The 20,234-nt window shown below is 70.1% G+C and carries 23 protein-coding genes, 1 tRNA gene and 2 pseudogenes; 16 read left to right on the top strand and 10 right to left on the bottom strand.

Annotation, left to right across the window (positions count from 1 at the left end; genetic code table 11):
- Nucleotides 1–4: 4 nt before the first annotated feature.
- From AB0C33_RS47165 to AB0C33_RS47155, 3 genes are all read right to left on the bottom strand, one after another.
- Nucleotides 5–310: an FmdB family zinc ribbon protein gene (locus AB0C33_RS47165; RefSeq protein WP_352366385.1), complete on the bottom strand. Its 306-nt coding sequence runs from the start codon at nucleotides 308–310 to the stop codon at nucleotides 5–7.
- A gap of 69 nt (nucleotides 311–379) precedes the next feature.
- A complete protein-coding gene (locus tag AB0C33_RS47160; RefSeq protein WP_358301063.1) occupies nucleotides 380–1,885 on the bottom strand; it encodes a potassium/proton antiporter in 1,506 nt (501 codons plus the stop codon).
- 23 nt (nucleotides 1,886–1,908) lie between these two features.
- Nucleotides 1,909–2,478 (bottom strand): 5-formyltetrahydrofolate cyclo-ligase, encoded by a 570-nt coding sequence (locus tag AB0C33_RS47155; RefSeq protein ID WP_358301060.1) that lies wholly within the window; start codon nucleotides 2,476–2,478, stop codon nucleotides 1,909–1,911.
- A gap of 24 nt (nucleotides 2,479–2,502) precedes the next feature.
- On the opposite strand from AB0C33_RS47155, the gene galU reads away from it, so the two are divergent.
- The 7 genes from galU (at nucleotide 2,503) to AB0C33_RS47120 (ending at nucleotide 7,048) form a co-directional block, all read left to right on the top strand.
- A complete protein-coding gene (gene galU, locus AB0C33_RS47150) occupies nucleotides 2,503–3,405 on the top strand; it encodes a UTP--glucose-1-phosphate uridylyltransferase GalU (protein WP_358301057.1) in 903 nt (300 codons plus the stop codon).
- Nucleotides 3,392–4,567 (top strand): gephyrin-like molybdotransferase Glp, encoded by a 1,176-nt coding sequence (gene glp / locus AB0C33_RS47145; RefSeq protein WP_358301054.1) that lies wholly within the window; start codon nucleotides 3,392–3,394, stop codon nucleotides 4,565–4,567. Before galU ends, glp begins: the two co-directional genes overlap by 14 nt.
- Nucleotides 4,564–5,040, top strand: a complete 477-nt coding sequence (moaC, locus tag AB0C33_RS47140) for a cyclic pyranopterin monophosphate synthase MoaC (protein WP_358301051.1) — start codon at nucleotides 4,564–4,566, stop codon at nucleotides 5,038–5,040. Before glp ends, moaC begins: the two co-directional genes overlap by 4 nt.
- Complete coding sequence (locus tag AB0C33_RS47135) at nucleotides 5,037–5,516, top strand: MogA/MoaB family molybdenum cofactor biosynthesis protein (protein ID WP_352325746.1); 480 nt, start codon at nucleotides 5,037–5,039, stop codon at nucleotides 5,514–5,516. The genes moaC and AB0C33_RS47135 overlap by 4 nt, the downstream gene beginning before the upstream one ends.
- Before the next feature lie 58 nt (nucleotides 5,517–5,574).
- Nucleotides 5,575–6,228, top strand: coding sequence for a GNAT family protein (locus tag AB0C33_RS47130; RefSeq protein WP_352366396.1), 654 nt, complete (start codon nucleotides 5,575–5,577; stop codon nucleotides 6,226–6,228).
- Nucleotides 6,229–6,352: 124 nt separating this feature from the next.
- On the top strand, nucleotides 6,353–6,925 hold the full coding sequence (locus AB0C33_RS47125; RefSeq protein ID WP_358301048.1) for a hypothetical protein: 573 nt from the start codon (nucleotides 6,353–6,355) through the stop codon (nucleotides 6,923–6,925).
- A gap of 49 nt (nucleotides 6,926–6,974) precedes the next feature.
- Nucleotides 6,975–7,048, top strand: a tRNA-Ala gene (locus AB0C33_RS47120).
- 64 nt (nucleotides 7,049–7,112) lie between these two features.
- Here AB0C33_RS47120 and AB0C33_RS47115 read toward each other — a convergent pair.
- A complete protein-coding gene (locus tag AB0C33_RS47115) occupies nucleotides 7,113–7,505 on the bottom strand; it encodes a ribonuclease E inhibitor RraB (RefSeq protein WP_358301045.1) in 393 nt (130 codons plus the stop codon).
- Nucleotides 7,506–7,816: 311 nt separating this feature from the next.
- Here AB0C33_RS47115 and AB0C33_RS47110 point away from each other — a divergent pair, with 311 nt between their 5' ends.
- The 3 genes and pseudogenes from AB0C33_RS47110 to AB0C33_RS47100 all read left to right on the top strand — a co-directional run.
- The gene (locus AB0C33_RS47110; protein ID WP_358301042.1) at nucleotides 7,817–8,308 is read left to right on the top strand and encodes a hypothetical protein; all 492 of its coding nucleotides are present in this window, start codon (nucleotides 7,817–7,819) and stop codon (nucleotides 8,306–8,308) included.
- A 401-nt stretch (nucleotides 8,309–8,709) separates the two neighbouring features.
- Nucleotides 8,710–9,471: pseudogene (locus tag AB0C33_RS47105) on the top strand (S8 family serine peptidase); the annotation flags it as partial.
- Nucleotides 9,472–9,496: 25 nt separating this feature from the next.
- Nucleotides 9,497–9,721, top strand: a pseudogene (locus AB0C33_RS47100) (S8 family serine peptidase); the annotation flags it as partial.
- Between the two features lie 296 nt (nucleotides 9,722–10,017).
- On the opposite strand, the gene AB0C33_RS47095 reads toward AB0C33_RS47100, so the two are convergent.
- Both AB0C33_RS47095 and AB0C33_RS47090 read right to left on the bottom strand, forming a co-directional pair.
- Nucleotides 10,018–10,851, bottom strand: coding sequence for an NAD(P)H-binding protein (locus AB0C33_RS47095; RefSeq protein ID WP_358301039.1), 834 nt, complete (start codon nucleotides 10,849–10,851; stop codon nucleotides 10,018–10,020).
- A 363-nt stretch (nucleotides 10,852–11,214) separates the two neighbouring features.
- Nucleotides 11,215–11,742 (bottom strand): CGNR zinc finger domain-containing protein, encoded by a 528-nt coding sequence (locus AB0C33_RS47090; RefSeq protein WP_358301036.1) that lies wholly within the window; start codon nucleotides 11,740–11,742, stop codon nucleotides 11,215–11,217.
- A 26-nt stretch (nucleotides 11,743–11,768) separates the two neighbouring features.
- On the opposite strand from AB0C33_RS47090, the gene AB0C33_RS47085 reads away from it, so the two are divergent.
- Nucleotides 11,769–12,233, top strand: coding sequence for a GNAT family N-acetyltransferase (locus AB0C33_RS47085; RefSeq protein ID WP_358301033.1), 465 nt, complete (start codon nucleotides 11,769–11,771; stop codon nucleotides 12,231–12,233).
- Nucleotides 12,230–13,423, top strand: a complete 1,194-nt coding sequence (locus AB0C33_RS47080; protein ID WP_358301030.1) for an MFS transporter — start codon at nucleotides 12,230–12,232, stop codon at nucleotides 13,421–13,423. Before AB0C33_RS47085 ends, AB0C33_RS47080 begins: the two co-directional genes overlap by 4 nt.
- 41 nt (nucleotides 13,424–13,464) lie before the next feature.
- Here AB0C33_RS47080 and AB0C33_RS47075 read toward each other — a convergent pair whose 3' ends face one another.
- Nucleotides 13,465–14,229, bottom strand: coding sequence for an SDR family oxidoreductase (locus AB0C33_RS47075; protein WP_358301027.1), 765 nt, complete (start codon nucleotides 14,227–14,229; stop codon nucleotides 13,465–13,467).
- Nucleotides 14,230–14,424: 195 nt separating this feature from the next.
- Here AB0C33_RS47075 and AB0C33_RS47070 point away from each other — a divergent pair, with 195 nt between their 5' ends.
- Nucleotides 14,425–14,952 (top strand): NUDIX domain-containing protein, encoded by a 528-nt coding sequence (locus AB0C33_RS47070; RefSeq protein WP_358301024.1) that lies wholly within the window; start codon nucleotides 14,425–14,427, stop codon nucleotides 14,950–14,952.
- 35 nt (nucleotides 14,953–14,987) lie between these two features.
- On the opposite strand, the gene AB0C33_RS47065 is transcribed toward AB0C33_RS47070, so the two are convergent.
- Complete coding sequence (locus AB0C33_RS47065) at nucleotides 14,988–15,956, bottom strand: NAD(P)-dependent alcohol dehydrogenase (RefSeq protein ID WP_358301022.1); 969 nt, start codon at nucleotides 15,954–15,956, stop codon at nucleotides 14,988–14,990.
- Nucleotides 15,957–16,054: 98 nt separating this feature from the next.
- Here AB0C33_RS47065 and AB0C33_RS47060 point away from each other — a divergent pair, with 98 nt between their 5' ends.
- Nucleotides 16,055–16,714, top strand: a complete 660-nt coding sequence (locus AB0C33_RS47060) for a helix-turn-helix domain-containing protein (protein ID WP_358301019.1) — start codon at nucleotides 16,055–16,057, stop codon at nucleotides 16,712–16,714.
- Between the two features lie 449 nt (nucleotides 16,715–17,163).
- On the opposite strand, the gene AB0C33_RS47055 is transcribed toward AB0C33_RS47060, so the two are convergent.
- Nucleotides 17,164–17,826 carry an RICIN domain-containing protein gene (locus tag AB0C33_RS47055; protein WP_358301016.1) on the bottom strand — a complete coding sequence of 221 codons (663 nt, stop codon included), beginning with the start codon at nucleotides 17,824–17,826 and terminating at the stop codon, nucleotides 17,164–17,166.
- Nucleotides 17,827–17,980: 154 nt separating this feature from the next.
- On the opposite strand from AB0C33_RS47055, the gene AB0C33_RS47050 reads away from it, so the two are divergent.
- Nucleotides 17,981–18,403: a hypothetical protein gene (locus AB0C33_RS47050; RefSeq protein WP_358301013.1), complete on the top strand. Its 423-nt coding sequence runs from the start codon at nucleotides 17,981–17,983 to the stop codon at nucleotides 18,401–18,403.
- A 24-nt stretch (nucleotides 18,404–18,427) separates the two neighbouring features.
- On the opposite strand, the gene AB0C33_RS47045 is transcribed toward AB0C33_RS47050, so the two are convergent.
- The gene (locus AB0C33_RS47045; protein WP_358301011.1) at nucleotides 18,428–18,997 is read right to left on the bottom strand and encodes a helix-turn-helix domain-containing protein; all 570 of its coding nucleotides are present in this window, start codon (nucleotides 18,995–18,997) and stop codon (nucleotides 18,428–18,430) included.
- A 67-nt stretch (nucleotides 18,998–19,064) separates the two neighbouring features.
- Here AB0C33_RS47045 and AB0C33_RS47040 point away from each other — a divergent pair, with 67 nt between their 5' ends.
- Nucleotides 19,065–20,234, top strand: a complete 1,170-nt coding sequence (locus AB0C33_RS47040; protein WP_358301008.1) for an FAD-dependent monooxygenase — start codon at nucleotides 19,065–19,067, stop codon at nucleotides 20,232–20,234.

The following is a 20,234-nucleotide window of genomic DNA, read 5'->3' as shown; positions in this document are numbered from 1 at the left end:
ACGCCTAGTTGGAAGCCGCGGCGGGCGCCGGCGCCGGGGTGGACGACGACGAGGACGACGCGGACGACGACTCGCTCGACTTGCTCTCGGCCGGCTTCGACGGGGTGGTCGAAGAGGCGGAGGACGTCGAGGACGAGCGGTTGTCGGTGCGGTAGAAGCCCGAACCCTTGAACACGATGCCGACGGCGGAGAACACCTTCCGCAGGTTGCCCTGACAGTTGGGGCACACCGTCAGCGCATCGTCGGTGAACTTCTGCACGACTTCGAGCTGCTCGCCGCAGTCGTTGCAGGCGTACTGGTAGGTCGGCACGCGCTCCTCCTTATACGTTCTGGCACTCGAGCGATGCGACTGCTAATGCTAACCGATTGGGCCAAACACCTATTCCAACCCCCGCTCCCCGTACCAGCCGGCCAGCTTGCCGCTGCGGCTCACCGCGCGCAGGCGGCGTTCGACCTGGTCACGGCAGGCGGCCGTGGTGACCACCAGGAGCTGGTCGTCGGCCCGGACGCGGGTGCTGTTGTCCGGTACGAACGATTTGCCGTCGCGGACCACGAGCGTGACGGCGGCTCCGGCGGGCAGGCGCAGCTCGAAGACCTCCACGCCGTGCAGGCGCGACCCGACCGGCACCTTGACCTGGAGCAGGTCCGCCTTGAGCTCCTCCAGCGGCGCGGACTCCACCTCCAGGTCGTGCGCCTCGCCCGGCGCGCTCACCCCGAGCAGCCGGGCCGCGTACGGGAGGGTGGGCCCCTGCAGCAGCGTGAACACGATCACGATCACGAAGACCTGGTTGAAGATCTCCTTCGAGCCCTGCACGCCGGACGCCCACGGGATGGTCGCCAGCACGATGGGGATCGCGCCGCGCAGCCCCGCCCACGACAGGAACGCCTGGTCGCGCCAGCTCACCCGATCCAGCCGCAACGCCCGGGCCACGGTCGAGCTGACCAGCACCGACAGCGGGCGGGCCACCATCGCCAGCACGGACCCGGCGATCACGCCCGGCACGATGGCCGACGGCAGCTCCTTGGGGGTGGCCAGGAGCCCGAGCATGACGAACAGCCCGATCTGTGCCAGCCACGCCGCGCCCTCGGCGAACCCTCTGGTCGCGGCGCGGTGGGGCAGGCGTGAATTGCCCAGGATGAGGGCCGTGAGGTAGACGGCCAGGAAGCCGGAGCCGTGCAGCAGCACCGCGCCGCCGTACGAGACGAAGGTGAGGGCGAGCACGGCGATCGGGTAGAGGCCGGAGGCGGGGAGGGCGACGCGGCGCAGCGCGTACGCGCCCGCCGGTCCGACCGCGAGGCCCACGGTCGCGCCGATGACCAGCTCGATGGCCGTCTCCAGCAGGAACGTTCCCACTGACGCCGGCCGCCGGGACGCCCCGCTGAGCAGGACGACGGCGATGACCGTGGGGGCGTCGTTGAATCCGGACTCCGCCTCCAGAACCCCCGCCAACCGGGTCGGGAGCGGCAACCTGCGCAGCACCGAGAAGACGGCGGCCGCGTCCGTCGAGGCCAGCACGGCGCCGAGGACCAGCGCCGCGGTCGGATCCATGCCGAGCAGCCCCTGGACGGCCAGCGCCACGACCACGATGCTCACCGCCACGCCGACGGTGGCCAGGATCAGGGCGAGGGGCACCGATTTGCGGACGTGCGACCAGGTCGTGGTCAGACCGCCCTCGGCCAGGATCACCGCCAGCGCGATCAGGCCGATCTGCTGGACGGCCTGCGGGCTCTCCAGCTTGGCGCCGAACCCCGAGGCCCCCAGAACCAGACCGAGGGCCAGGAAGAGGAGAAGACTGGGCAGACCGCTGCGATGTGTGATGCGTACGGACGCGATGGCCGCGATGACAATTCCGGCGCCGATCAGGAGCCAGACATCAAGCGTCATCCAGCCCCCTCTCGTCCCTTCGGTCACATAAGCCTAGTGAGTCCGCGCGGCGTCATCGCAAAACGGACCCGGTGGTCGTGCGGCTCGGCGGGCACGTCGTCGATCAGCTCGCCGTCGTGGAGCAGGGCCACCGTGGGGACGTTGGGCCCCACCCTGGCCAGCGCGCGGTCGTACGAACCGCCGCCGCGTCCGAGCCGCACCCCCGTGCGGCGGTCGACCGCGAGGGCGGGCACGATCACCAGCGCGGCCGTGCGGACGGCGTCGACGCCCCGGCGCGTGTCGACCGGTTCCATGATGCCGAAGCGGCCGGGGGCGAGCGTGTCCGGGCCGTCGTAGACCGCCCAATCCAGGTCATTGTCCTCTTTCAGCACCGGAAGGATCACCGTCGCGCCGTGTTTCCACAGAGCGAACACGAGACCGTGCGTCTCCGGCTCCGACCCCGCCGACCAGTAGCAGGCCACCAGACCGGCCATCTGGACCCACGGCTGTTCGAGCAGCGTCTCGCGGACCTTGGTGGCGTTTGCCCGCAGTTGTTCGGGGGGGAGAGCGGTACGCGCCGCGAGCAGTCGGCGACGCAGGTTCAGCTTGTCCACAGGTACCTCCACTAGGGTCTACTCATGGCTGACTTCGACCCTGTGACGAAAGCCGTCGTGCCCGCCGCGGGTCTGGGCACCCGGTTCCTCCCGGCGACCAAGGCGACACCCAAAGAGATGTTGCCCATCGTCGACAAGCCCGCGATCCAGTATGTCGTCGAGGAGGCGGCCTCCGCCGGGCTCCTCGACGTCCTCATGGTCACCGGCAAGAACAAGCGGTCCATCGAAGACCACTTCGACCGCGCGTTCGAGCTGGAAGAGGCCCTGGAGGCCAAGGGCGACGAGCAACGGTTGTCCCAGGTCCGCGAGCCCGCCTCGCTCGCCACGCTGCACTACGTGCGGCAGGGCGAGCCGAAGGGGCTCGGGCACGCGGTGCTGTGCGCCAAGCAGCACGTCGGCGACCACCCGTTCGCCTGCCTGCTCGGTGACGACCTGATCGACTACCGCGACCAGCTGCTCAAGCGCATGATCGAGGTGCGTGACACGTACGGCGGCAGCGTGGTGGCGCTGATGGAGGTGCCGAGGGAGCAGGTCTCGCTCTACGGCGTGGCCACCATCGCAGGCACCGTCGAGGACGACGTCGTGCGCGTGACCGACCTGGTGGAGAAGCCGCCGGTGGACGAGGCGCCCTCCACATGGGCGGTCATCGGGCGATACGTGCTCGATCCCGCCATTTTCGAGGTCCTGGAGAACACCCCGCCGGGGCGCGGCAACGAGATCCAGCTCACCGACGCGCTGCGCACGCTGGCCGGCCGCGGCTCCGAGCAGGGCGGGCCGGTGCACGGCGTGCTGTTCCGCGGGCGGCGGTACGACACCGGCGACAAGCTCGACTATCTGCGCACGGTGGTGAAGTTCGCCGCCGATCGCGAGGATCTGGCGCCGGAGTTCGTGCCGTGGCTGCGGGAGTTCCTCGATGAGATCGGTTGACGCGCATCTGGCCGAGATCCTGGCCACTGTGCGTCCGCTGGCGCCTCTGGAGCTGGAGCTGGAGCGGGCGCTAGGCACGACGCTGGCCGAGGACGTCTCCTCGTCGGTGCCGCTGCCGCCGTTCGACAACTCCGCGATGGACGGCTACGCGGTCAGGGCCGAGGACGTCCCCGGCACGCTGCCGGTGATCGACGACGTCGCCGCCGGCTCCGACGAGCTGCGGGCGGTGGGCCCCGGGCATGCCGTCCGCATCATGACCGGGGCGCCGATGCCGGCCGGGGCGGACTCCGTCGTACCGGTGGAGTGGACGGACGGCGGCACGGTCTCCGTCCGGATCAATCGGGATGTCCCGGTCGGTAACGCGATTCGCCGGGCGGGCGAGGACGTCCAGGCGGGCGAGGTGGTGCTCAAGGCCGGCACGGTGATCGGGCCGGCCCAGCTCGGAATCATCGCCGGTGTGGGCCGGCGGCGCGTGTGGGTGCGTCCGCAGCCGCGCGTCGTCGTCATCTCGACCGGCGCCGAGCTGGTCGAGCCGGGGGCGCCGCTGAACCGCGGGCAGATCTGGGACTCCAACAGCTTCACCCTGACGGCCGCGGTCCGCGAGGCGGGCGCCGAGGGGTTCCGCGCGGGGTCCGTCGGCGACGATCCCGCCGTGCTGCTCGACCAGCTCGACACCCATCTGGTGCGCGCCGACGCGATCATCACCAGCGGCGGGGTCTCCATGGGGGCCTACGAGCCCGTCAAGGAGGCGCTGTCGCCGCTCGGCACGGTCCGGTTCGAGAAGGTCGCGATGCAGCCCGGCATGCCGCAGGGCTTCGGCGTCCTGGGCGACGACCGGGTGCCGATCTTCGCCCTGCCGGGCAACCCGGTGTCCTCCTTCGTGTCGTTCATGCTGTTCGTCCGCCCCGCGCTCGACAAGATGCGCGGCCTGCCCACCGACACGGCCCCGGTGACCGCCTACGTCACCGCGGCGCTGCGCTCGCCGTCGGGCCGGCGCTCGTACCTGCGCGGCGTGCTGTCCTCCGACGGCACGGTCGCGCCGGTCCACGGGCAGGGCTCCCACCAGCTCGCGGCCCTGGCCTCGGCGAACGCGCTGATCGTGGTGCCGGAGGACGTGACCGAGGTGCCCGGCGGGTCCGAGGTGGAGGTGATCCGGATTTGAGCGAGTTCACGCACCTCGACGAGACGGGCGCGGCGCGCATGGTCGACGTCTCGGCCAAGGACGTCTCCGCCCGTACCGCGACGGCGTCCGGGCGGGTGCTGCTGTCGTCCGAGGTGGTGGCGCTGCTGCGGTCGGGCGAGGTGCCCAAGGGCGACGCGCTGGGGGTGGCCAGGATCGCCGGGATCATGGGGGCGAAACGCACACCCGACCTCGTCCCGCTCTGCCACCCGATCGCGTTGCACGGCGTCAAGGTCGTGCTCGACGTCGAGGACTGGGGCGTGGCGATCACCGCCCGGGTGAGGACGGCCGACCGCACCGGGGTGGAGATGGAGGCGCTGACCGCCGTCACCGTGGCCGCGCTGGCGCTGATCGACATGGTCAAGGCGGTCGATCCGGCCGCCGTGATCACCGATGTCCGGGTGGAGGAGAAGGTGGGCGGCAAGACCGGCCTGTGGACCAGGGAAGCCACGTGATCAGGGCGCTCGTGGTGACCGTGTCGAACCGCGCGTCCGCCGGGATTTATGCCGACAAGTCAGGGCCGTTGCTGGCCGAGCTGCTGGCGTCCGACGCCGGCTGCGAGGTCTCGGGGCCTGTGGTCGTCCCCGACGGTGACGCGGTCGAGGCGGCGCTGCGGGACGGCGTCGCGCAGGGTTACGACGTGATCGTCACCACCGGCGGCACCGGGCTCACACCCCTCGACCTGACGCCGGAGATGACCGCCCGCGTGATCACCAGGGAAATTCCCGGTATAGCGGAGGCCATTCGCCTGGCGAATCGCGACAAGGTGCCCACGTCGGTCCTGTCCCGGGGGCTGGCCGGTCAGGCGGGTGACACGTTGATCGTGAATCTGCCCGGCTCGTCCGGGGGCGTCCGGGATGGGGTCGCGGTGCTCGCGCCCGTCCTGCGGCACGCCGTCGAGCAGATGAAGGGCGGCGACCACCCCCGCTGACCAGGTTTCGGTCTGCCGATCGATGATCCGTGGCGACATCGAGCCCGATGGGGGGATGATGAGAGGCGTGGATCGACTTCGTGGCTGGCCGGCGATTCTGAACGAGGGCCCGGTAGGCCTGCGGCCGCTGCGGCTGAGCGACGTACGCGTCTGGCGCGAGACCAGGTTGCGCAACGCCGACTGGCTGCGTCCCTGGGAACCGAGCAACCCCGAGACCCCGCTGTTCAGGACGGGGCTCGGCCCGTACATCTCCATGGTCGGCACCCTGCGCCGCGAGGCCCGGCAGGGGCTGGCGCTGCCCTGGGTGGTCACCTACGGCGGCCGCTTCGCCGGGCAGCTCACCGTGGGGGCCATCGTGTGGGGATCTGCCCGTTCCGCCCAGGTCGGTTACTGGGTGGACGGCGCGCTGGCCGGGCGGGCCATCATCCCCACCGCCCTGGCCCTGGCCGTTGATCATTGCTTTTTCACCACCGGATTGCATCGGCTAGAGGCGAACATCCGTCCTGAGAACCAGGCCAGCCGTAGGGTGGTGGAGAAGCTCGGGTTCAGGGAAGAAGGCATTCGGCGTCGCCAACTCCACATCGACGGGGCCTGGCGCGACCACATCTGCTACGCGCTGACCGTCGAGGACGTCCCCGGCGGCCTGCTCGTACAGTGGCGGCGCGCCCGTGAGGCGGCCGCTCACGGCGGTTCTCCGATCGAAGAGGTTTGACGATCTCGCGACACACCGCACCGAATGCTCGTCAATCAGTGACACACGGTCTTACGGTGCGTGACGTGAGCACAATGAAGGCGCGACGAGCACAGACGCGCTTTCGTGCTGCCCGGAGGTGGTCGTGAGCAGCGCCTTCCTCTATGTCGCCATTGTGGTGATGTGGCTGTGCGTCCTGATCCCGATGTGGTTGCGCCGGGACAAGACGAACCTCCAGGAGCTGGCCGAACTCGAAGAGCACTACACCGGCGAGCACGCCCTGCCCGACCTGGACAACCTCGACGCCACCCTCGGCGACGAGGACGCGCCGGAGGTCGAGAAGGTCGATGTCCGGCAGTTCCGGTTTCGGCGTAGGGCGATCATCGTAGCGCGCCGCCGGAGGTTGTTGTTCTTCACCGCGCTGCTCGTCCTCGCCTCGGTGGTCACGGCCGGGGTCGAGATGATCCCGTGGTGGGGTGTGGCGCCGTCCGTGGTCGTCATGCTGTCGTACATGGCCTTTCTGCGGATCGCCGTACAGGTGGATCGCGAACGCCGCGAGCGGGCCCTCCAGGCGCGCTCTGAGCGGCTGCGACGGGCCCGCGAGCGGCGCCGGGCGGCGGCCGAGGTGGAGGCCGAGGTGATCGACCTGACCGCGCTGCACGCCGACGTCCTGTTCGACCAGTACGCCGAACCACCCAAACGGGCGGTGGGGGACTGAGAGGATGGCGCGAGGACCCTTGGGAGTTTGCTAATCTGGTCGAGTCCTTGGGGATGTAGCGCAGTCCGGTAGCGCACTTCGTTCGCATCGAAGGGGTCAGGGGTTCGAATCCCCTCATCTCCACCCAGGCCAAAGGCCGCTTCCCCGTTGTGGGAGGCGGCCTTTCGCGTTCCTGAGTGACTATGCCTCATGGGGTGGCTGCGGCCTGCCATCCGTCGTATTCGCCGTGGTGGCGAGCCGCCAGGTCGTCGAACAGGTTGCCTGTCTCCCGTACGAAGTCGGGTGAGATCACCACGTTCGCCTCGCAGGTCACCGGCCAGCTGTCAGGAGATTCCGGGGAAGGCTTCCCGATCTCGGGGCGTAGGCCATAGCCGGCGCTGTTGGCCTCCTTGGCGATGCTCTGAGCGGCATCGAGGGTCGGGGCGTACAGGTGGAAGATCACATGACGAGGCTGCTCGAGATCAGCCCCTGCCTTGGTGAGCTGACGCATGACCATCACGTCCTTGTATTTGATGCCAAGCTCCGGTGACCGCTCTTCCGGATCGATCCGCTCTTGCTTCCTTCTCCGGAACGGCCACATACGACATCCTTCGTATTCTTGTTCGGATCGATGATCATAGTGATTCCGGGAAGATCTGGTCCATCGCCTCTGCTCCTTCCGGGGGGCATTGGGCGGAGCTGTGCCGCATCTCGCGGGGCCTCCATTCCTGGGGGTTGAGGCCGGCCTTCTCGAGGGGGTCCGGAACGTCCACGCAGCGTCTCGACATGGCCAGGGTGCGACAGGGCTTCTTGGTTTTGGTGTCGCCTCCTTCGCGGACGGAGCGCCAGGCCATGATGGACGGCGGTGAGCTGTCCAGGCGGTGATCGGTTGGTCGAGGAAGTACAGGGGGCGTGAGGTTGTCGTACGGACGAAATCGCCTGAAGGGCGTCTTGGTCCCGCTCGTGGGCTCGTTAGCTGCTGCGCTGGTGGTGATGGGCCTCGGCTGGGCCGTGCTGCACCTCTACTTCGGCCCCCAGGTGTCGCGCGTTGACCCGGCCGTGCTTTCCGAGTTACGGGCCATCGGGCAGGTCGTCGGCGAAAACAGCATTGTGGCGCACCAGTGGGAGAACAACTACGTCGAGATGAACGAACTCGTGATCTACCTCGATGGAAACGCGAAAGAGGACGTGGTCACCGAGGCCGCGTATCGGCTGAAGCAGCGCGGCTGGCACGTATCGCGTAGGGAATCATCCGAGACATGGCTGGAATCGGCCAGATGGCCATATGCCCTTGTTGCGGTTGAGCAGCTTGAAGATGCGCATATGAGCAGCGAGCTGCGTGAGCAGGTGATAAGCACAGGCCTGCCCATGAGCAACATGGCCTACATAGGCGTGCACCTGTGAGCCTGTGACCCCAGAACTGGAACGCCGGTTCTTCCGCGGGAAGGGTTGGCCACCTGCCCGCGCCAGAGCTCGGGGACCGCCCCGCTCCGACACGAGTCCGAGCGGGAAGCGATCTTGCCAACCCCTCTCACGTCCCAGGCCGGCCCTACTCGTGCACACCCCACCAGGAAGATGCAGGTGAAAAGGGTCTTCGGCGTGATCTGGAGGGGCTTCGGGGCATGGCATGAAAGAAGTTTTCGGAGCGGCAGAGAAGTACTGATGCACTCACGCTGATCAGCGGTGACCGTGTCACCGTCACCGGGCAGCGCGGCGCGGTGATCGAGGCCGGTGAAGGGAGGAAGGGAGTCACCTTCGTCACCGACGAGAGCGGCGGGCGGTTGCGCGTCGTGCCGAGTGACGCGATGCCGCTGTTGAACGCCGGGCGGCTGGACTCGCGGCTGTTCGATGTGACCACCCTGCTGGAGTACGGCTACGACGATCGGCGAAGGGATCTCCCGCTCGTCGTCACCGGGGCCGTTCAGCCCCGGACGCCGGCCGGAGCCTCGAACGGAACGGAGCTGGCCGCGGTCGGTGGGTTCGCGGTGCGGGAGGAGCGGGCGCGCGCCTCCCTCTTCTGGAAGGACCTCACCGGAGGGGAGGAGAAGCGGGCGGGGCTCCTGCGGGACGCCGGCGGGAAGGCCAAGGTGTGGCTCGACGGGCTGCGAGAGGTGTCGCTGGACACCAGCGTCCCGCAGATCGGGGCGCCCGCGGCCTGGGCGAGGGGCTTCACCGGGGAAGGGGTCAAGGTCGCGGTACTGGACACCGGGATCGACGCTACCCACCCTGATCTGGCGGGCAGGGTGAGCGGCAGGAAGGACTTCACGGATGAGCCCGACGAGCGTGACCTTGTCGGGCACGGCACGCACGTGGCCTCCGTCATCACCGGGAGCGGCGCGGCATCCGGTGGCCGCTACCGTGGCGTGGCCGCGGGCGTCACGCTGCTGGACGGCAGGGTGTGCGCGTCGCGCGTCTGCAGCGACTCGGCGATCCTGGCCGGCATGCAGTGGGCGGCGGAGCAGGGCGCCCGGGTCGTGAACATGAGCCTCGGCAGGCCGGGCACGCCCGAGCAGGACCCGCTGGAGCAGGCGGTCGAGGCCCTCAGCGATCAGTACGGCACCCTCTTCGTGATCGCCGCGGAGCAACGAAGGGCTGGAGCGCGGGGTCAGCAGCCCGGCTACGGCGGACGCCGCGCTGGCAGTTGGCGCAGTCGACAAGTCGGACAGGCTTGCCGCTTTGTCCAACAGGGGGCCAAGGCCGGGCGACGGCGGGCTCAAACCGGATATCACCGCTCCCGGGATGGACATCACGGCCGCGCGGGGGAAGGACAGCCCCAGGACCGGCTCCTACGTCGCCAAATCCGGTGCCTCGATGGCGACGCCGCACGTGACGGGCACGGCCGCGCTGCTGGCGGGGCAGCACCCCGAGTGGAAGGGCGACCGACGGCGCAACGCTGGTGAAGGAGATGGCCGGCCGTTGACCATAAGCCGGTCGGGGTATGCGGGTGCCTGGCGTACTCCAACCGGCAAGTGGGACGACAACCACCTGGACGGCGTGCGCCGCAAAGCGATCACCGCCTTCTCGGGAAGCGATCTTCTCGACGCCTCTTGCTCCGCACGGCATGCGGCCGACAAGCCCACAGCCGTGTCCTCGGAACTCACAGGTTCATGCCGTCAGCGGAAGGCTGCGGCGTTGCGCTTGGCCCAGTCGGCGAAGGTGGCGGGGGCGCGGCCGAGGATCTTCTGGACATCCGGGCTGACGGTCTGCTCGCGCAGGGTTGGGGTGCCGAGAATGTCGAGGGTGGTGTCGGCCACCGGGGCGGGCATGAAGGTGAGCATCTGGGCGAGGGCCTCTTCCCGGGGCTGGTCGATGAAGGCGACGGGCTCGCCGATGGCGTCCCCGATGGCGGCCGCGCGCTGGCGTGGGGTGGTTGGCGTGGGGCCGGTCAGTTCGTAGATCGCCTTCGTGTGGCCCGGCTGGGTCAGGGCGGCGGCGGCCACGGCGGCGATGTCGTCGGGGTCGATGACCGGCAGGCCGACCTCGCCGAAGGGCGCGGCGATCGTGCGGGTCGCCTTGACGGACGAGGCCCAGGCGTAGGCGTTGGAGGCGAAGCCGCCGGGGCGCAGGATGGTCCAGTCTGCGCCGGACTCCATGACGACCTGTTCGAAGGCGGCGAAGGCCTGCCCGTGTGACAAGGAGTCCGGGCGGGTGGCCACTCCCTGGGAAGAGAGCAGGACGATCTTTCCGGCGCCCGCGAACTGGGCGACGACCCGAGCGGGGTCGCCGGCCATCATCAGGTCCCCGCCGACGAGGAGGAAGACCGCATCCGCCGCGGAAGGCATGTCGGCGGACGACTGGGAGAGGTCGGCGGCGACCGTGCGGACGCCGGGCGGCACGTCGCCATTGGTGATGCGGCGGGAGGCGGCGGTCACCTCATGGCCCTGTTCCGCGAGGATGCGGACCAGCGTGCGGCCGACATTTCCGGTGGCTCCGGTTACGACGATCACAATGAACACCTCGATCTGACAGTTAGTTGGCTGACTGACTGAGTAGAACTTAGCACGATCGAGGTCCCTGTAGTTAGTCAGATGACTGACTTTCTAGGAGTCCGCCTGTGTCCAGGGGGTCGGCGCCGAGCGGAGGAGGCTCATGAGGGCGTGCGGTCGAGGACGTGCGCCAGCAGGGCGCTGAGCGCGCCACAACCTCGCGACGAAAGCCACAACCTCGCGACGAAAGCCGGGACCTGCGGCTCACTGGCCTGGATGTGAGCGTGATGGTGGACAAGCCGGCCCGGGACAGTTGTGGGGTGGCTCGCTCGTGTGGAAGAGGGGCTCTCGCAGGAGCAGCGGTTGCGCTGGCCTGCCGGGCAGTCAGCCGGCAGGCGTGGAGTGACGGGCGCGATGGCGGCGTACTGCGTCTCTGTTGGCGCACGAGGGGGAGCAGTAGCGCTGACGTGCGGTGCGTGAGGTGTCCGCGAAGATCGTGTCGCAACCGGCGGCGGCACACCGTCCGAGCCGGTCCATGCCTCGGCTGACGAGGTGCATCGCCGTGCCGACCGAGATGAGGGCGAACAGCACCGCGCCGAGCGGCTGCAGGTCGTCGCGATAGTGCAGGTGCCAGCCATGGGCGTGGTCGGTCAGCCGGGGGTAGGCGGCCGACCGGGCCAGCATCTCGTTGACCAGTTTGGCCTTCTCGCGCTCGCCCGTGGCGTCGACGACGTTCGTCCAGGCGGCGATGACGGCGAGGGTCTGGTCGAGATCCGACGGTTCGACCGGGCGTTCCAGCACCAAACCGGCCGTGCGGCAGCGGTGGGCGAGTTCCTCGGCGCTCGCCGGTGGGCGGTTCGCCAGTTCCGCGGCGAAGTTCACCACGTCCGCGCCGTAAGGGTTGAGGTGCACAAGGTCATTACATCAGCCTGTACGTCATGACGCGAACAGCAACGGAGCAGGATGTTCCGGAACTCGTCCGCCTCCGGGCGCTGCTCTTCGACGACCTCGGCGGCGACTTCTTCCACCCCGCGGACGCCGATGACGACTGGCGCGACGCGCTCGCCCGGGTCTTCAGGCAGAAGCTGGTCGAACCCGACTGCCGGATCCTGGTCGTGGAGGGCGACACCGGCCTGGCCGCCTGCGGCATCGGCACGATCGAACAGTGGTTCCCCGGCCCCCACTCCCGCAACGGGAGGATCGGCCACGTCATCGGCATGGTCACCGACCCGTCGTACCGGCGGCGTGGGCACAGCCGGGCGATCATGCTCGGTCTGCTCGACTGGTTCCGCGAGCGGGACGCCGTACGCGTCGATCTCACCGCCTCCCGCGAGGCGGAACCGCTCTACCGGCGACTCGGCTTCGCCGACCACCCCGACCCCCTGTTGTGCTGGAAGCCGTGAGGACGTCGCGATACCGCTGGATCATTCTGGGGGTCGCGACCTTCACGCAGGCCACGGCCGCGTTCTTCGTGCAGGGCCTCGGCGCGATGAGCGTCCACCTGCAACGGGACCTGAGGCTGAACACGACCCAGCTGGGCCTGCTGCAGTCGGCGGCCCAGCTGCTTCCGCTGGCCGGGCTGATCGTGGCGGGACGGCTGCTGGACCGCCACGACGAACGCCGGGTCGTCGGGATCGGCGCTCTCGTGGTCGCCGCCGCGCTGGCCGCCGGCAGCGCGGCTCCGGGGTACGTCTCCTTGCTCGTCGTCCTGCTGGTCGTCGGTGCCGGGTACAGCGCCATTCAGCCGGGCGGCAGTAAGTCGGTGGCGTCCTGGTTCGATGCTTCGAAGCGTGGTTTGGCCATGGGCATCCGTCAGGCGGGGCTTCCGCTCGGCGGCGTCCTCGCCGCGTTCGCGCTTCCCGCGCTGGCGACGAGCTTCGGCTGGCGGTCGACGCTCGTGGCCGGTGCGCTCGTCGCATTGTCGGGCGCCGTCGTCTTCATGGCCTTCTACCGCCGCCCGCCGGACCGCCGCCCGCCGGACCGCCGCCCGCCGGACCGGCGCCCGGTGCCGGCCGCGTCCCGCGTGCGGCTGGAACTGCTGCGCGAACCGTACCTGAAGAAGATCGTCCTGTCCGGCACGAGCATGGTGTCGGTGCACAGCGGCGTGGGCGTTCTCACCGTGCTGTACCTGCACGAGGTGACGTCCATGGACGCCGCCTCGGCGGCCCTGGTCTACGTCGCGGTCCAGTGCGCGGGCGCGCTGGGCCGCGTCTGCCTGGCGGCGTGGAGCGACCGGCACAGGTCCGGCCGCTACGCCTGCGTCCTGACCTGCCTGGCCGCCGTGATCATCGGGATGACGCTGCTGACCACCCCCGTCGGCCGATCCCCTGTCGCGGCCTGCCTGCTGTTCGTCTGGCTCGGCTTCTTCGGAATCGGCTGGTACGGCCCCTGGGTCGCCTACGCCGCCGAATCGGCGCCGCCGGACCACACCGGATTCACTCTTGGCCTGGCCATGGCCGTCAACCAGGTGGCGGTCGTCCTGGCGCCGCCCGTGCTCGGCCTGCTCACTGACCTGACCGGCAGCTTCGCGCCCGCCTGGGCCCTGCTCGCCGCGCTGACCGCTGTCACCATGGCGACGACCGCCCGGCCGTGACCAGTTCGGACGGTCGTCGGCCGCATCCTCTCGCCGGATCGTCACCAGGGCAGTGGGCCGTCCTCGCTGAAGAATCCGCCGGTCGGGCCGTCCTCGCCGAGGGTGGCCAGGCGCACCACCACGGCCGCGCCCTGCGCCGGGGTGAGGAAGCCGCTGTGGCCGTTGATGTCGGTGTCGACGTAACCGGGGGCGGCGGCGTTGACCAGGATGTTCTCTTTACGCAGCTCGTTCGCGTACTGCAGGGTCAGCGCGTTCAGCGCGGCCTTGGACGGCGAGTAGGCCGCTGACGGCAGCCCCGACAAGGGCCCGTCGACCTCGGCGGTCAGCGTCAGCGAAGCGGCGTGGCTGGAGAGGTTGACGATCCGGGCAGCGGGGGATCGCCGCAGCAGCGGGAGCACCGCGTTGGTCACGTTGATCACTCCGAGGACGTTGGTCTCGAACACCTCGCGGACCAGCTCCACGTCCACGGCGCTGGGGACGCGGTCGAGGGCATCCTGGGGCGCGGCCTGGCCCGATCCGGTGATACCGGCGTTGTTGACCAGCACGTCCAGACGGCCGAAGCGGTCGTCGATCCAGCAGGCGGCTGCCTGGGCGGTGGAGGGGGCGGTGACGTCCAGTTCGAGCGCGTGCGCGTCCCCTCCCGTGGCGCGGATCGCCGCCGCGGTCTCCTCGCCGCGGCGCGCGTCACGGGCGCCGACCAGGACGGTCACCTTCCGTGCGGCCAGCAGTTCGGCAACCGCGCGGCCGATTCCCTTGTTCGCGCCGGTGATCAGGGCCACCTTCGGCTGTGACGTGTGCTCGTTCATGGTGGGGTTTCCTTTCGTGCTGGGCGGGTGATGTGTCCGCGTTGTCCATGGAGACTCCGCTCCCCGGGATCCTGTGACGCTGTGCCCGTGTGGTGTGCGTCACCGGGCGGGAGGCCGCTGCGAAACGGGCTGCCGAGTGGCCCGAATGTCGTCTTGAATGTCTGGGAGCGATCAGACGTGTCCGGGGAGAGTCGTATGGCAGCTGTCGTCCCTGCCCGTGACGGGGAGCGGATGCCCGTGCGTTCGAACGGCCAGGACTGGCAGGTGTCCTGGCACCCGGCCGACGACCCGCCGGAAGGCAGGTCTCACGGAGCCGCCGGCATCTGCGTCACGGCTGCCGATGAGCTGGTCCTCATCAGCCATGACGGTGAGCACTGGGGTTTCCCCGCCGGGCGGCCCGAAGGAGCGGAGACCATCGAGGAGACCCTGCGCCGGGAGATGCTCGAAGAAGCGTGCGTCACGGTCATCGGCAGCCGCCTGCTCGGGTATGCCCGCAGCGAATGCGTGCGCGGGCGCGAGCTCGGCCTGGTCCTCGTCCGCTCCTACTGGCGTGCGGAGGTCCGGCTCAGGGAGTGGGCGCCGGAGTTCGAGGTGCAGCACCGGCGGGTGGTTCCGGAGTCCGAGGCGAAGAAGCACGTCCGCGATCCCGACCTGGCCGCGACCCGGATCTCCTTCCGCGCTCTGGAAGAGGCAGGGGCAGGTGACGGCCCTCGTCCCTCGTGAGAGCCGTACCGGCCCGGCCGGGGCCGGTACGGCTCTCAGGCGATGCGCACGACGACCTTGCCGCGTACGCCGCCCGCCTCCAATGTCCGGTGCGCCGCGGCGATGTCGTCGAGGGGGAAGACCGTGTCCACGACCGGGCGGATGGCGCTGCCGTCCACGTACCGGGCGAGGTCGGTGAGGAGCCGGGTGGTGGGGTTGCCGCTGAAGAAGCGCACGCGCCGCCGGCCGTGGACGGCCGAGGCGGCGATGTACGCCACGGACCCCGCGATCCTGCGCGGATCGAAGGCGATCGCCACCATGCGGCCGGACGGTGTCAGCAGGCGGCGGAAGGCGGCGTGCTCGGTGCCGGCAGTGTCCAGGATCACGTCGAACCTGCCCAGATCCGCCGGGGCGACGGTGGCGTAGTCATACGCCTCGTGCGCGCCGAGGTCGCGGACGAGGTCGAGGTTGCGTGCCCCGGCGAGGGCGGTGACGTGGGCGCCGAGCACCCTGCCGAGCTGCACCGCGACAGCGCCCACCCCACCGCTGCCGCCGCGGACGAGCAGCCGGTCGCCTGGCCTGAGCCGGGCCTGGTCGCGCAGCGCCGTGATGGCCGTCGTGCCCGCCGGAAGCGCCGCGGCCGCCACCAGGTCGACGGACGCCGGGGCCGGGGACAGGCGGCGGGGGTGGATCGCCACGTACTCGGCGGCGCTTCCGAACGCGCGGCCCAGCGTGCCCCACACCCGGTCGCCGACCCGGGGGCCGGTCACCCCGGCCCCCAGGGCGACGATCTCGCCGGTGAGGTCGATCCCGACCCGTTTCGGGAAGCCCCGCTGCATCAGCCCGGTCACCAGGCGCAGCCGGCCCGTCCGGCCGTGCACCTCGCCGCCGTTCACGCTGACGGCGTGCACCCGCACCAGCACCTGTCCGGGGGCGGGGACCGGCTTCGGCACCGTGCCCACGTACAGGACCTCCGGCGGTCCGTACCGGTCGAACAGGGCCGCGCGCATCTCGTTCGTCTCCATGTGGACGACGCTAGCCCGCTAAACGGACGGGGCTCTCCATTTAGGCTAATGTGAGAAAGATGCCCATTCCTCGCTCTCAGTTGGCGCCCGGCAGGGAAATGCGGGCCGACGCGCGGCACAATCGGGCGCGCATCCTGGAGGCCGCGCGCGAGACGTTCGCCAGGCGCGGTCTGGACGTGCCGATGGTGGCGATCGCGCGGCGCGCCGGGGTCGGCGTGGCCACCCTCTACCGGCGTTTCCCGTCACGCGAGTCCCTGATCACCGAGGTGTTCGCGGATGAGCTGGCGGCGTGCGCGTCGGTCGTGGACGAGGCGCTGGCCGACCCGGATCCCTGGCACGGGTTCTGCGGGGCGATCGAGAAGGTGTGCGCGATGCAGGTCGCCGACCGCGGGTTCACCGACGCCTTCCTGACCGCGTTCCCCGACGCGGTCGACTACGAGCGCACACGGGAGCGGGCCGAGCGAGGCTTCGCGGAGGTGGTGCGGCGGGCCAAGGCCGCCGGGCGGCTGCGGGCCGATTTCGCCTCCGCGGACCTGGCGCTGCTGTTGAGGGCCAACTGCGGCATCGTCGCCGGCGCCGGGGAGGGGGTGGCGGCGGCGTCGCGGCGGCTGGTTGCGTATCTGCTGCAGTCCTTCCGTGCCGACCACGCCGAGCCCCTGCCACCCCCGCCGCCCCTCACGCTCGGTCACATGGCCCCGACGTCGTCCAGTACGGCCCACTCGGCGGCGAGGCCGGCGAACGCGCGGAGCGGCCGTTGACGCCGACACCCGAGGCCATCACCCTGCGGTCCCAGCCGCGGGTGAAGATCCCGCTGGCGTCGCCCAGGTCCAGGCTCGGCGTGCCGCCGCGCGACGGTCACCGTCGTCCCGAGACGGCGTTCGACGCCCAGCTCGTCCAGTGCCGCCTCGATCTCCGGACGCGGGCCGGGGCCGCGCCCGCCGCGCTCCACACGCCGGCGAAACCCGCCTCGGGGTGCAGCAGCTCGACCAGCTCAGCGATGTTCCCCGCGTCGGCGGCCGCCTTGAACGCCCTCAGCAGGCGTTCTGTCTCGGCCCTGGACGCCCTGGGCCGCTCCTTGACCGCGGCGGCCAGGACTCCCGCCGGGCCCGCGCCGACCCGAGCACGCTGCAGGACGCGCGGGCGGCCACGGTCACCAGCCAGGCCCGCAGGTCACGCACGCCGGAGCGGGGCCGGCAGCAGTTTGGTGTCATCTCCGCCGGTACTCCCAGACCTGGTTGACGCGGTTGGCCGCCTTTCGCAGGTCGGTGGGGTGGAAGCAGTCCCATATCTGGAGCGGGGCGTCGGGGCGCGGCCAGTCGGGGTAGGCCCCGTTCTCGACGTCGAGGCACTTGCCGCTGCTGACGTTCACCAGAATCCTGAAGCCCTTGTGCGGGCCCTTGTAGAACGCCTGCGTCACCCACTGCTGGTTGGGGCCTCCGTGGCAGCCCCACAGGACCACGGGTGTGCCGTTGCCCCTGCCGTCGTTCGCGACGTCGAGGCATTTCGTGCCGTTCAGGTTGGTCCATTTGATCAGGTCACCGCTGCCGCCGCCGGGCGGGCTTTCGAAGAAGAAGGAGTGGTAGTTTCCGCCGACCCGGGCACCCAGCCGAACGCGTGAGCCGAGGACACAATCGGGGTTCTCGAAGTTGTAGCGGCAGGTGTTGGGGATGTCGACGAAGAGCTGTCCGCCGGTGATCGGGTTGGTGATCCAGGTGTCGGGGCCTCGGTCGCGACTGCTGTCCGCGTCGGCGAGAGCGGGCGGTTGAACGGCGAATGCCAAGAATGCCGCGGCGATCGCGTTGAGGAATGTTCTGGGATTCGGCATTTCGATTCCCCCCTCACTGCTCTTATCCGCAGAGGTGGTGCTCAAGCCTATCTCGGTCCGGGTCAAGGCGTATTCAATGAATCGCCAATCAAGTGGGGCTCCGGGGGCAGGTGGCGGCCCTTTTAGCCTGGGCTAAAAGGCATTGTGGGCCGGGTTTCCAGTGGGGCAGGCTCTCCGTCATCGGGGCTAACAGGGCCCGGTGAAATCGCTGAACATTCGGGTCGCCGTGGTTCCGCACGGCCGGAGAGGACGAGAAATGTTCGGAACGGGACAGCGGACGAGGAAACTGCTCGCCGCGGCGGCCGCCACCTGCGCGGCCCTGACGATCGTGGCCACTCCCGGCCCGGCCGCCGCGTCGGCGTCGGCCTGGTGCCAGTCGAGCTACCTGGTCTACAAGTACTGGAAGTCGGACGGCACCATCGGCCGCTGGAGCCAGAACTGCGCCGGTGACCACTCGCTCAATTCCAAGGGTTACAAGCTGGAGCCCGGCGGCTGGTCCGGTTACATCGACTACAGCGATGGCACCTGGGATTACTTCTGCGATTTCCAGGACAAGTGGCTGGGCAAGCGGGTCGTCAATATCACGATGGCCGCCGCGAAGATCGAATACTGCGTCAAGTAGTGATGCGGCAGGCAGGCCGAGCGGTCACCTGGTGGGGCGCAGGCCGTCCAGCAACACGGTGAGGTAGGCGTCGGCGAGGGCCTGTGAAGGGGGCTGGGCGCGGGCGACGGCGAGAGCGGTCCGGCCGAGAAGCGTCGTGACGACGGCGGGTTCGATGTCGGTGCGGATCGCGCCCTCGCGCCGCGCCCCCTCGATCATCTCCTCGACGGCGGCGGCCAGCCCGGCGCGCAGGGCGGTGGTGGCCGGCAGGTCCAGGCCGTCCAGCTGGTCGTTGACGGCGTGGTGGGCGGTCTGGAACGCGATCAGCTCACGGAGGAAGGTCTGCAGGGCCTGGTGGGCCGTGGTCTCGGCGAGCAGGTCGCGGGCGTGCTGGACGACCGGTTCGAGCAGGCGGGAGACGGCGGCGTCCAGCAGGGCGTCCTTGCCGCCGAAGGCGCGTACGACGGTCGCGGCCCCCAGCCCCGCCTGCTTGGCGATGGCCTCGACGGTGAGCGTCGCGCCGGGTTCGGCCAGCAGTGTCATGGCGGCGTCGAGGGCGAGTCGGCGGTTGCGCACGGCGTCGGCACGGCGCTTGGGCTCGGTGGGTGTTGACAACTGAAATGCTCATTCCACATAGTTAACTGGAACGCTTATTTCAGTTACTGTACCCCGAGGAGCCTCAGTGGACGAGCGCATCCTGATCTCCGGAGCCGGCATCGCCGGGCTGGCCCTGGCTCACTGGCTGGCCCGGCTGGGCTTCCGGCCCACCGTCGTCGAGCGCGCCCCGCGCCTGCGCGCCGGCGGCAACGGTGTGGACCTGCGCGGCGACGCCGTCGAGGTGGCCGCGCGGATGGGCATCATGCCGCAGGCGCGCGCGCTGGCCACCGACGTGCACGGCATGAAGTTCGTGGACGCCGGCGGCCGGCCCGTCGCCCGCGTCGACACCCGCGACCCCGGCTCGGTGGAGATCATGCGCGGCGACCTGGTGGCGCTGCTGCGCGAGGCGACCGACGTGGAGATCATGTTCGGCGACGCGATCAGCGGCCTGGACCAGGACGAGCACGGTGTGCGGGTCGCCTTCGAGCACGCGCCCGCCCGCGCCTTCGGCCTGGTCGTCGGCGCCGACGGCATGCACTCCCACGTGCGGCGGCTGGCCTTCGGGCCGGAGGAGGAGTTCGTCCGGCACAAGGACCACTACTTCGCCTTCGCCGACGCCGACGCCGCGCTCGGGGAGGACCGCTGGGTCACGATGTTCAACACGCCCGGCCGCATGGCCGGCATCTACCGGTCGGGCAACCACGCGCAGGCCAAGGCGTACTTCATCTTCCGCTCCGCGCCGCTGGACCACGACCACCGGGACGTCGCCGAGCACAAGCGGCTGGTGAGCCGGACGTTCGGGGACGAGACGTCCTGGCGTACCCGGGAGCTGCTCGACTCGGCCCTGGCCGACCCCGACTTCTACTTCGACGCGCTGGGCCAGGTGCACATGGACTCGTGGTCGAAGGGCCGCGTCGTGCTCGTCGGCGACGCCGCCTGGTGCGCCTCGCCGGCTTCCGGGGCGGGCGCGGAGCTGGCCCTGGTGGGGGCGTACCGGCTGGCGGGGGAGCTCGCCGCCGCCGGCGGTGATCACCGTGTCGCCTTCGCGCGGTACGAGGCCGTCCATCGTCCGCTGGTGGCCAGGAAGCAGCGGATCGGCCCGAACGTCCGGCTCATGGTGCCGAGAACCGAGGGCGGCCGATGCGTCCGGGACACCTTGGTCCGCCTCCCGCTGCTGAAGGCCATGGGAGCGGTGGAACGCCGCCTCCGGACCAGGACCGCCCGCCCCTTGCCGGACTACAGCCCGGTCCGGTAG

This window comes from Nonomuraea sp. NPDC048881, from assembly GCF_040649795.1.
GTDB lineage: Bacteria > Actinomycetota > Actinomycetes > Streptosporangiales > Streptosporangiaceae > Nonomuraea.
The sequence above is the reverse complement of the archived record's forward strand: the minus strand, read 5'-3'. Positions and strand labels throughout refer to the sequence as shown.